Source organism: Pseudomonas congelans (assembly GCF_900103225.1).
GTDB lineage: Bacteria > Pseudomonadota > Gammaproteobacteria > Pseudomonadales > Pseudomonadaceae > Aquipseudomonas > Aquipseudomonas congelans.
Genome location: NZ_FNJH01000001.1, coordinates 974,547 through 985,944, shown reverse-complemented (window position 1 = coordinate 985,944; position 11,398 = coordinate 974,547). Strand labels below are relative to the sequence as shown.

At 56.0% G+C, this 11,398-nt stretch carries 9 protein-coding genes and 1 pseudogene; 5 read left to right on the top strand and 5 right to left on the bottom strand.

Translation table 11 applies throughout. The features are described 5' to 3' along the window. The first annotated feature begins 224 nt into the window (after nt 1-224). From BLR20_RS04185 to BLR20_RS04175, 3 genes are read left to right on the top strand one after another with little or no spacing between them, the layout of a single operon-like run. Nucleotides 225-1,055, top strand: coding sequence for a helix-turn-helix transcriptional regulator (locus BLR20_RS04185; RefSeq protein WP_010437015.1), 831 nt, complete (start codon nt 225-227; stop codon nt 1,053-1,055). Next, a complete protein-coding gene (locus tag BLR20_RS04180; protein ID WP_010437016.1) occupies nt 1,052-2,470 on the top strand; it encodes an AdeC/AdeK/OprM family multidrug efflux complex outer membrane factor in 1,419 nt (472 codons plus the stop codon). Before BLR20_RS04185 ends, BLR20_RS04180 begins: the two co-directional genes overlap by 4 nt. A 10-nt stretch (nt 2,471-2,480) precedes the next feature. After that, the gene (locus BLR20_RS04175; protein WP_010437018.1) at nt 2,481-2,687 is read left to right on the top strand and encodes a hypothetical protein; all 207 of its coding nucleotides are present in this window, start codon (nt 2,481-2,483) and stop codon (nt 2,685-2,687) included. A gap of 67 nt (nt 2,688-2,754) precedes the next feature. Here the strand turns inward: BLR20_RS04175 and BLR20_RS04170 are convergent. The 3 genes and pseudogenes from BLR20_RS04170 to BLR20_RS04160 form a co-directional block, all read right to left on the bottom strand. Continuing rightward, nucleotides 2,755-3,432 (bottom strand): annotated as a pseudogene (locus BLR20_RS04170) (helix-turn-helix domain-containing protein); the annotation flags it as partial. A 99-nt stretch (nt 3,433-3,531) separates the two neighbouring features. Further along, nucleotides 3,532-4,137: a LysE family translocator gene (locus BLR20_RS04165; RefSeq protein ID WP_074594419.1), complete on the bottom strand. Its 606-nt coding sequence runs from the start codon at nt 4,135-4,137 to the stop codon at nt 3,532-3,534. A gap of 253 nt (nt 4,138-4,390) precedes the next feature. Beyond that, nucleotides 4,391-5,566: an efflux RND transporter periplasmic adaptor subunit gene (locus BLR20_RS04160; RefSeq protein ID WP_162235672.1), complete on the bottom strand. Its 1,176-nt coding sequence runs from the start codon at nt 5,564-5,566 to the stop codon at nt 4,391-4,393. 737 nt (nt 5,567-6,303) lie between these two features. Here BLR20_RS04160 and BLR20_RS04155 point away from each other — a divergent pair. Together BLR20_RS04155 and BLR20_RS04150 are read left to right on the top strand one after the other, a co-directional pair. Beyond that, a complete protein-coding gene (locus tag BLR20_RS04155) occupies nt 6,304-7,092 on the top strand; it encodes a helix-turn-helix transcriptional regulator (protein ID WP_010437030.1) in 789 nt (262 codons plus the stop codon). 1,045 nt (nt 7,093-8,137) lie between these two features. Next, nucleotides 8,138-8,992: a helix-turn-helix transcriptional regulator gene (locus BLR20_RS04150; RefSeq protein ID WP_054994096.1), complete on the top strand. Its 855-nt coding sequence runs from the start codon at nt 8,138-8,140 to the stop codon at nt 8,990-8,992. Nucleotides 8,993-9,421: 429 nt separating this feature from the next. Here BLR20_RS04150 and BLR20_RS04145 read toward each other — a convergent pair whose 3' ends face one another. Together BLR20_RS04145 and BLR20_RS04140 are read right to left on the bottom strand one after the other, a co-directional pair. Next, nucleotides 9,422-10,444, bottom strand: a complete 1,023-nt coding sequence (locus tag BLR20_RS04145; protein ID WP_010437035.1) for a zinc-dependent alcohol dehydrogenase family protein — start codon at nt 10,442-10,444, stop codon at nt 9,422-9,424. Between the two features lie 236 nt (nt 10,445-10,680). Further along, on the bottom strand, nt 10,681-11,358 hold the full coding sequence (locus BLR20_RS04140) for an RraA family protein (protein WP_054994095.1): 678 nt from the start codon (nt 11,356-11,358) through the stop codon (nt 10,681-10,683). Nucleotides 11,359-11,398: the final 40 nt, after the last annotated feature.

Sequence of the window (11,398 nt, the reverse complement as noted above, 5' to 3'; positions counted from 1 at the left end):
TAACCGCCAGGTTGCGCAGGATGTCCCGGTATCCCGTGACAGACTTTTCCTGCGCAACTCAGCTTAATTGGAGCCTAGAGCTGAATCGTTTTTTGTGAAGACGCTTACGCGTGATACCGGATTCGAGTGATGTTGCAGTGCGAAAGCGCTGAGCATCCGCAAGACGGAATTCACAGTCTGGGCGACAGAATTGCACGCAGCTTCTGTTCTGCAGGAATAGACGTATGAACCGACAAGCGAACGCCAAAGATGAAGTGAAACCGCACATTTATCTGGAACTCGGAAAGCTGGTGTCCAGCGTCGGGGATGACATGTTCCTGAATAATATGCACCAGTTCATCAACACATCGCTGGCTGTCAGCCGAATCGAGCTGAGCGAGTGGACCGTTGACGACAATCAAACGGTGGTGACCGACGTGCGGTTGCTGGGCTATGCAGGCACTGAGTTGAATCCGCAGATGCAAACAGTGTGTCCGACCCGTGCCAGGCACCACAACGACCACCCACTGGTCAGGCGGGTGCTGGAGGTGGAAGACGGCCTGCTGATTCACCTGAACGCACGGATGAAAAACCAGAAGGGCAATGACGTTCTCGGGACTTCCCACCAGTGCAGCATGATTTCGCGCAAGGCCAATCGCCGTTGTGTGATCTCACTGCACCGCCCGCAAGCCGACAAGGATTACTCGCTGCAAGAACTGTCTTTTTTGAAGTACCTCTCGGAGACCCTGTTGCCGTTGTCGGAACGGCATGCCCGCATGCATCGCCAGTCCGGTAGGAAAAGCGCTGGCGGCACGCTGCCGCACGGTTCGGTTCCCATTGAGCACAAGTACCTGCAACGCGAGTTCAACGAACGCTTGCGTGCCTGCGACGTCTCGCTCTCGGCACGGGAAAAGGAGGCCTGTCTGGAATTTCTCGCGGGCGGCACAGTCCCTGAGATCGCAGAAAAACTCTGCGTCAAAAGCAGCTCCATCGAAACCTACCTCAAACGTTCCGCCGCCAAGCTGGGCATCAGCGGTCGACATGGACTGGCCAAATGGATGATAGGCGCAGAATGAACAGATCCATTGGCCCCTGGCTGTTTGCTGCACTGTCCTTGAGCGGCTGCTCATTGATTCCGGACTATCAGCGCCCGGCAGCCCCGGTCGCCGCACACTACCCACAATCTTCAGCCTATGCGCCAGCACTGCCTGGTCCGCTGGCGGCGGACATGGGCTGGCGTGACCTGTTCCGCGACCCGACACTGCAACAGCTTATCGAAAGCGCCCTGCTCAACAATCGTGACCTGCGCGTGGCAGCGCTTAACGTCGAGGCCTATCAAGCGCAATACCGCATTCAGCGCGCCGATCTGTTTCCCGCGATCAGCGCCACGGGCAGCGGTACCCGGCAGCGCCTTCCTGCCAGTATCACGCAGACCGGCGGTCCGGTGACCAGCGGTACTTATTCGGCGACGCTGGGTATCAGCTCCTACGAGCTGGATTTGTTCGGACGCATACGCAGCCTCAGCGATCAGGCCTCGCTCACCTATTTGTCCAGCGAAGAAGCCCGGCGCAGCACCCAGCTAAGTCTGGTGGCGAGTGTCGCCACCGCCTACCTGACCTGGCGTGCCGACCAGGAGCTATTGGCGTTGACCCAGGACACGCTGATGTCCTATGAAAAAAGCCTGAAGCTGACCACTCGCAGCCAGCAACTCGGCGCTTCTTCGTCACTGGACCTGGCCCAGTCGCGCACATCGGTGGAGAGCGCACGGGCAAGTCTGGCGACGTTTCAGCGCCAGGTCGCACAGGACCTCAATAATCTGACTTCACTGGTGGGCACGACGGTCTCTGACAGCGCGCCCGATCGCCCGTTGTCTTCGGACTGGCTCGCCGAAGTGCCGGCGGGACTGCCTTCTGACCTGCTGCAACGACGCCCGGACATTCTTGAAGCCGAATACCAGTTGCAGTCGGCCAACGCCAGCATCGGTGCTGCGCGAGCGGCCTTCTTCCCGAGCATTACCCTGACGGCCAACGCCGGTACATCCAGCACCGAGCTGTCCGGCCTGTTTAAAGGCGGCTCGGGAGGCTGGGTGTTTTCACCGCAGATCAATATCCCGATTTTCAACGCCGGAAGCCTGCGGGCGAGCCTTGATTATTCGAAGATCCAGAAAGATATAAGCGTTTCAAAGTACGAAAAATCGATACAGACCGCCTTTCAGGAGGTCTCCGATGGTCTGGCTGCGCGTCAGACCTACAAGCGTCAGTTGAAGGCGCAGAGCGATCTTGTACAGGCAAACCAGGAGTATTACCGCCTTGCCGAACGCCGCTACCGCATTGGCGTCGACAGCAGCCTGACATTCCTCGATGCGCAACGCTCTTTATTCAGCGCTCAACAAACCCTGATCACCGACCGACTGTCGCAGCTCACCGCCGAAGTCAATCTCTACAAGGCGCTGGGCGGCGGCTGGACGGAGCGTACATCAAAACCCTTGTGAGGAACTGAAGATGGGCACATTCGAATCTGGAGCACATGTACGCCTTCGCTCGGGCGGCAAAATTATGGTGGTCAAGCATGAACCCGCGATCATCCCTCTCCCGGACACTCTGCTGGTGATGTGCGAGTACCGGTCAAAGAATCGCCTGGTGCAGGGCTTTTATTCGCCGCGTGATCTGATCCGTGCGCGCCGCGAGCCAATGCCCAATCATGGCTGAGAGCAACCCGGCTTAGCGGGTCGCGTCGCATCAGGAGCCACTTGCGCGTCGGTATTCAGTTAGGGGATTGCAGCCATGGCTGATACCGGCACTCAATGGCGCTGAGCATGCGACCTGCAGGCAATCCAGTGCAGTAAACGACATCGAGATAGGGGCTTGATCAGTTGCTCCTGCGCAATAAAGTTCTGGCTGTGCAAGCTGCAGAGTCTGTCCCTGGTCTGGCTGGCCACAACAGAACATCAACGCCTTATCCGGGCGCTTCGGATATCCCCTCGCCACCCTCGCTGCATTTCTCTTCGACGTCCGAATCGCTGCGTAGTTTTGCTACGTTTGCCAGGTGTGGCCTTATGTTGTTGGCGGCCCATATGCGCTGGACGCTGGCCGGCGATATACCGACGAATTTCGCCATGCTTCGACAGCTCCAGCGAGCTTGGCCGATACACGGCTGAGTGACTTGATCGAGGGTTTTTTTCAACGCTTCGGCTGGCAGGGATGACTTGCGGCCTCTTCCAGGCAGATCCACCAGGCCTTGCAGACGCAGCTTGCGAAAACGCTTGCACCAGCGGGTGACCGAAACCACCGATAGCCCGGTCAACCTGGCAGTCTCGTTGCGAGAATGCCCTTTTGCAGCGAGCAGAATCACCTGCGCCCGTCGGGCTTCTCTGGGACTTGTCGTGACTGATTTCAGGCGCTGGTTCAACTCGATTTCTTCTTCCTCACTGAGCACGATGTCACGATAGCTCACGTGAAGATTCCAATATTTATTAACCGCATAAGCACAATCAACGTCAGGTACATATTAAAGACAGGGTGTATGAGCGGGGCATTGCCAGGGTCTGTGGGGTCAGGCGAAGATCGCTGTTGCGGCCACGTTATACAACGTCATCACCGCAAACAGTCCGATGACCACTGAAACAAACCGGTTGATTCGATTGCCCGATATTCTCGAGGGTAGTTTTCGGCCGAAAAACGCCCCCAGCGCGGTCCACGCCACTCCGACAGGAATAACGACCAGCGAAAAAATGGCCATGAACGACAAATAACTATCCATGTGTAAAAACGTTCCGGCGGGGGCTATGAGCGTAGCGAAGAACAGTCCTTTGGGATTATTGAGTGTCGCGAAAAACAACGCCGGGATCGAAATCGGAGAGGGCTTTCCATCGGGCTCCTGATGAATCGAAAACCACAGTTTCAGGGAGATGTAGAACAGGAACAGCACAGCCAGCACCTTGATCGCGACCACCACCCAACCGTAATGTTCGATCAATGCATCGATGGACAAACCCCACGCAGTAATCTGAATCAGATAAGCCGCCCATTCGGCAGCGACCAGCTTCAGCGAATATATGCCCAGCCCCCGACTGATCCCGGACTGCAGCAGCAGTGAATTGGTCGGCCCTGGTACCAGCAGCACGGTGAGCATTGCAATTGCAACGTAATACATGGCCATGCCCTCTACTCCCAAACAGATGTGTTTTCCAATTTGCCTGGTTTTCAAATATGAAAACGACTGGCGCATGGGCAAACGCTTATACCTTCAGGAATGCCCTGAAGCTGGCATCGATTGTTAATCTACTGTTGACCTTGTTTCTGAACGTACGCCCACTTCATTTACCATCGCTTGCAACGTGCCCGTTAGCGATCTGACATCGGCTTACAACGGCCCTTGACGTCTTATTGTCCAGCACCTCTTCGCCATACCCTCAGACACCTTCCACACCGCCCCGCTCTCCGATGACAACCCTGTCGCCGGCTTTGAGCCCGGAAAGGACTTCGACCCTGACCTGATTATTGATACCCGGCGCTACGTAAGCTGTCCTGACCACGTTGCCTTCACCCAGAACTCTTACGCTGTAAGTACCGTCCTCCCGCCGATCACCCAGCGCGTCCACGGGAACCGTCAACACGCCCTCCTTCGCCTCAAGCACAATTCTGACGTCAGCGGTCATGTTGATATAGAAGCGATTCTCAAGGTTGGGCACATCGAAAAGAGCGTTGTAGAAGACAGCTTTGCTGTTTTCGCCTGTTGCGCCGGACTGGCTTGCAGCAGCCAGGGGGCCCGGCTCGATCGCCTTGAGGGTGGCGTTATAGCGCGTGTCAGGATCGCCCGGGACGCTGAAGTAAACCGCAAGACCGGGTTTGATCTTGAGCACATCGGCTTCGGAAACCTGCGCCTTCACGGTCATGGTGTCGAGTTGCGCCATCTTCAGAATGACCGGTGCCGTTTGGTCTGCGATGACGGTCTGGCCTTCCTGAGTGACAATGGCGAGCACCTGGCCATCCATTGGCGCGAAGATGCGTGTGTAATCGAGTTTGATGCGTGCGGCTTCTTCCTTCACGTGGGCCGTTTGTAATTGTGCGGTGAGCGAAGCCAGGTTGGCGCGTTGGGACTCCAGCTCGAATCGGGCCTTGTCCTGATCCGCTTTGGAAACCGCTGTCGTGGAGCCCAGTGCCTGGTATCTGCGATCATTCGACTCGGCCAGTTTCAATTTATGCAGCGTCGCGTCCCGCTCGGCCGTGAGTTGTTCGATCTTGACAACGGCCTGTCGCAGAGCATTTCTGGCGGGCAATGGATCGATCTCTGCCAACAGCTGGTTTCTTTTGACCTTGTCACCTGGTTTGACTTTCAGGGACTGCAATTGCCCTGAAACCTGGGCCCCTACGTCCACCTGATTACGACCCTGAAGCACGCCTTGTGCCGTGACGGCGTATTCAATGTCCGCAACTTCCGCTGCAGCGGAGAGAAAAACAGTCTCCTCTTCCCCACTGGCGCCCCTGTAGAAGGCATAGGCAGCCAGCGAGACCATTAGATCGATCAAGACGATCCTCACAAGGACTTTGCGGAAATTCAATTTCCGGAAAAAGCCGACAATGCTCACTGTATTCCCCGCTCAATGGGCGTCACTGATCTCGGATGAATCAAATGCTCGATACTGGAATAAAGGGCGTACATGAGAATCTCTGTTTCGCCACTACAACTGCACTGCGAGGGAGGCGTTCATCCTGCAGCCATGCACTAATGGAAACATCAGGGCCGGTGTGCGTCTGTCCCCGCATTCCGGGACATTGTCGCGGAGACGTTGTCGAGTGCTGTATACGGGGTTCCGGGTATGGCACTGCGGGAGGGGCCGACCACTCGCCGTGCCTGAAACGCAAAAGCGAAATATTTTTTGAGCACACTGCAATGACGCCGGTGGCAATGCATTCGACGCTGTAAAGAACCTTATTTTAGAGGCAACTGGCTCGCGAGATTTTTCGTTATAAAGTCACACCTGGCTAGTTACAGCATGGCCATTTTCCGAAGAAACCGGCCACTAAAAAGATCCTTTATTCTGAGACATGGCACGGAATACCCTTCATGGTGTTCCCGGAAGCTATCAAACACTGTTGGACGTGATGAACTGACGTGTAGCGAGACGTTTGTCCCCCTTTTCCCCGACAGACTGGGAATAGCCCCAATGTGTACATTCCTTAATACGCTAGTAATATTGTCCTACAATCTGACATTATTCTCATTGCTAGCCATTGAGAGGGCTGCCCTGTATGCGAGGTTGCTTTTGGTTCGTCTGGAGACTAACGCCATGGGGGCGAATGTGTAATGGAAGCCAATCTACAAATGTCGGGAAATCAGTCGGCCTATTTTCTGGAGCTGGGAAAGTTAATCGCAAGCGTGGGTGATGCAGGATTCGCTTCGAACATGTACCAGATCATAGCCGCCACTGTCCCCATCGACTTCCTCGACCTGAGTGAATGGACGATCGACGAGAACGAAGGAAGCGTTATCAGCATCCAGCCCCTGGGGCGAGAAAACGCAGATCAGAAACCGATGAGTCTGACGGTCTCGCAGAACCAGGAGACGCTGCTCGCGCGAATGCTCAATGTGGACGACTTTCTGCTCGTTCATCTGAAACCACTCTGCAGTATTGGACAGGCGAGTTCTGGTCCGTCGGGTACGTATCACTGCAATCTCGTGTCGCGCAAGTCGAACAGGCGCTGTGTCATTTCCTTGCACCGCGATCATCACCAGCGTGATTTTTCCCTTCACGAATTATCGTTTTTGAAGAATTTCTCAGAGGCCCTGCTGCCCCTGCTGGAGCGACATGCCCAGACAACCCGCACCTTGTGCTCTGCGCATGCTGACAACGAGGCCGTTACACAGGGCGGCCAGCAGCTTCAACGTGAATTCAACGAAAAGCTGAGCCAATCGGAGGTCCGGTTGTCATCGCGGGAAAAAGAAATATGCCTTGGCATATTGGCTGGCGCTACGGTTCCAGAGCTGGCCGACAAGCTGCACGTCAAGAACAGCTCCATCGAGACCTACCTCAAGCGCGCCGGAGCAAAGCTTGGCGTGAGGGGGCGACACGGCTTGGTCAAGTGGATGACAGGCGTCTCTCAAACAGCCTGAGCCCATACCGCGCCGCTGCGCGTTGTTATCCGTTCGATCGTCTCACCGGGCGGACGGCAGGCGTCAATCTGCACCAGGTGCTCGGCGATGCTGCCTGTGCTGCACCGTCAGCCAACCGGCCATCCATCGGCTAAACCGAGTGAGTCTGTGGTTGTGCAGCGAATAGAATTATAAGATACCTGTAGAGAAGCCATCAGAAAATAGATTAAAAACAAGCGGGCCTGGATGACGGGTGTTGTTATGCACACTTAGTGTGTACTAACGTGCCAGCGAGTACTTATTCACTTGCTATCCAGCCCGATAACCAGTAAGACACAACCGACCGGAGCCTCCTGCGTTTCTCGGCTGCGAAGCATATCCAGTGATACTGCCTGGAACGACAACCCGGCGTTATAGGCCTTGTCATGTGAGCGCTCTCTTTGATTAAACTTTTTTCATTGCAATTCAGGCGTGAAACATGAACTATATGGTTAGTATTCGGTCATAACGGGCAGCTGGACTTTGTTGAGTTCTCTGTGATCTATATGATCACCTTAATATAAACAAACCGGTGCTGAACGACCGTGTCGCCACGCCTCTTGCGTGCGCACTGGCAACAGGGATAGGGATAGGAGTTGATCGTCATGCCAACATTATTGAATGCTTTTACACCGCCGCTGCAGGCTGTGCGGCTGCGCTTTTTAGGGCAACTGTCATACGCCCGTTTGCCCGTTATCCAGAGTGATTCGTATTTCCCCGCGTCGCCCACTGTACGTCAGACTCAATAAAAATCGATAAAAAAGTTGCCACTGTTAAAGAGTGCCTTGCTTATGGTTAGCGGTCTCGCTTCTCGTAACATGATTGACTTTTTATTATTGCAAGCTCTTGGCCGTCGTTACCGCTTAACTTTCAGCTTCCTGTTCAGCCCGCCTGAATGCTGTATGACGGTCTACATATAACCTGTTTGACCGCAGGGTTCGAAGCACTACAAAACAGTTAATTATTCATAGGCTGAATCAAGGCTGCGCCTTGGCGTGTCTCTATATAAACGGAAAAAGGAACCCCGATGAACATGCAACAGCTTTTCCCGCACCTCGGCAAAGTGATCTCCGGTATCGGAAGTCGTCAGTTCGCCCGCTTGCTCCACGAGATGATTACCGCCTCGCTGCCCGTGGACGCTACCCATGTCATTCAGGGGCTCGGTCGATCTACAAGTGAAGTTGCCGGCGCTCATGCTGTTGGTGCATTTGGTGGAAACCTGCACCAGGTGCTCAACCCGGGTATCGATAGCAGACGCCTTGAGCCCGTTATGTTGAGCCCGACAGAGCTGGCAGATACACGTGTCGACAGATCCATCAGGTTTGAGTCCCCCGCGTACAACGCGCAGGAGAAGACAGGTGATCTGCACCCTCATGCATCTCTCCCACAGGTGCACCTCGCCTACCCGGGCAAAGGGCAATATGTACTGTCGGTTTATCGATCACCCTCTGCCAAGGCATTCACCAGTCAGGAGCGCGCCCGGCTCAAGGATCTGTCCTGGGTGGTACTGCCCATCGTAAAGCAGCACATCGCGACCGTGACGCCTACTCTTGTTTCGACAAACCCTTCTCTTGTCGCAAAAAGCCTGAAAAACAAAGATGCCATGGAGGGCCTGCGCCAGCGTTTCCTTGGTCGCCTCGAGGCATCGGCGCTGAGCTTGTCTTCGCGCGAAACCGAAGTGTGCGTCGGGCTACTGGCCGGTCTCACGGTGCCTCAGCTGGCGGAAAGGCTTGATCTGAAAGTCAGCACGGTGGAAAGCTACTTCAAGCGTGCGGCGGTAAAAATGGGCATTGCCGGTCGCAGTGCGTTACTTCGTTGGCTGCATGCCGAGCAGCGCGTTCAGCATCCCATCCCGGTAGAGATGTTCCAGGCGGCTGTCTGAGCAGAGGGTCGTTTTATTGTTGTTACACGTTCAGGGATTTTCTCACCATGCAGCGGTACGGTCTGTAGATCGGTTGATAGCCGTCTCGACCGCGACCGCCGCGCCATTCGGGGCAGGCCGTAGATCATCAACGCATCGGTTGAAAGATCAAATCCTGGGGTAACTGACTATTCTGTTCAGACATGTGCGCATCGCCCCCTTTCTTGCGCCCATAAAAAAACCCGCCGAAGCGGGTCGTTTTTCTATCAATACCATTCCAACATCCTGTCAGCAGCCATCCCGGCAATGGTGATCATCCTTGACCTCCGAAGCGCTTCCTGTGCAACGGTTGATGGGTATAGATTGCTACTTCGCGAACATACCGTACAGGGCTGATCCACCCCGGCACGTGTAAGCCTTTCGCTATACCTTCAATATGCCGCCCGTGCCTCAGCCCTGATCAAACTCGATCAATACCTTGCCGATGTGCTGTGCAGCGGCGAAATACGCGTAGGCTTCGGGGGCGTCGGCGAATTTGAATGTTTTCGCGACTACCGTTTCAATTCCATTGGCCTCGATGGCCCGAACAAGGTCGACAAACATCTCGCGGCTGCCATTGGCAATGCCTCTGATTGTGACGTTTTTGAGGATCAGCGACAGGTAGTCGGGAATCGGCGAGTGCTGACCTGGCGTCACGCCTATCACGGCAATACGTCCGTTGACGGCAGCCGCCGCGATCGATTGACCCAGAGTGTCCTGGCCCCCGGTCTCGATAATGATGTCGGCACCGGCGTTATCACTGAGTGCCATGACTTGCGCGGCCCAATCCGGATGCGTGCGGTAGTTGATCGTGATATCGGCGCCAAGCTGACGCGCGATATCCAGCTTCTCGTCACTTGATGAGGTGATCGCCACACGAGCGCCGTGAAGCCTGGCCAGTTTCAATGCGGCCAGCGCCACTCCGCCGGTTCCCAGGCACAGGACGAGTTCACCTGGCTTGACCTTGCACACCTCCATCAGCGCGTTCCAGGCGGTCAGGCCTGCAGATGCCAGCGCGGCGACGTCCTTGTCAGCCAATGCGTCCGGTACGTGAATCAAGGCAGCAGCGGGCAGTACGACCTTTTCAGCCAGCCAGCCGTCATGGGTAACACCCACATCGTGGGCGAACACGCTGGTGTGAAATTCGCCTTGCAGCCAATTGGGAAAGTGGCCGCAGATGACCCGGTCGCCCGGTTTGACCTGGCTGACGCCCTCACCTACCGCGATGACTTCACCCACGCCTTCGGACATGGGAATACGTTCCGATAACTGTTTGGGGCCGTAGGTGCCACGCAGGATTTGCACATCCCGGCTGATGAGGCTCACCAGGCGCGGCGCGACGATGGCCTGCCCCGGCCCGGCGATCGGCTCGGGCCGCGTGGTCGCGGTCAGAGCGTCCAGGCCTTGTTGAGATCCGATCTGAAAAGCTTTCATGAAAATAATCCTTGTGCCGTCAGCGCGAAGAGGTCGCTGTATCGCGCCTTGAACAATATCGTGTGGCCCTGTTAGAGCCGCGTGTTTTTCAACGTGTCGCCTACACGATACCTGCTCAGCGCTGAGCATCAAGTCCGGCACTCACACCCCGGCCGCCATTTTCAGCTGCCTGGCACGAGCGTGACAACACGGCGCAGCGTTGCGCCACGGCCGTGCTCACGCCAGGGACACCGAGTTTACTGCGGTAGCAGGCACCCTTTTTTCTTCAAGGATTCCAGAACCCAGGAGCGATCGTTTTCTCCTCTGGCGATCTGTTCCAATTGCTTTTGTTCGGCATGGTGCTTGGCTGAGGCGCGATCATAGACGTCGGCGACATGCTCGTAGGGTACGCACAGCAAGCCATCCTCATCGCCTATGACCAGATCACCCGGTTCGATCACCATCCCGTCGATCGCAATGGCCACGTTGATCTCACCCGGTCCGTCCTTGTAGGGGCCCCGGTGGGAAATGCCCGCCGCGAACATCGGGAATGTTCCGGCAGCAATGCTCCCTGCATCCCGAATCGCGCCGTTGATGACGATGCCTGCCACGCCACGCTTCACTGCATAAGCCACCATCATCTCGCCGATGAGCGCGTTGCTCAGATCTCCCCCCGCATCCACCACGATCACATCGCCAGGCTCGGCGATATCAATGGCGTAATGGAGCATGAGGTTGTCACCGGGCCGGGCTTTCACGGTCAGTGCGGGTCCTGCCAGCACACCTTCACGGTGCATCGGCCGCAGGCGAGCGCCGCCTGCAGTCATTCGATTCATCGAATCGCTGACGTTTGCGACGGGGACGTCGCGATAGCGTGACACCCACTCGGCGCTGACTTTACGGGCTGCTTCGAGGACTCGGAATCCAATCGTCATGGGGCATTTCTCTCTTGAAATTATGGGTTGCCGCCGAAAG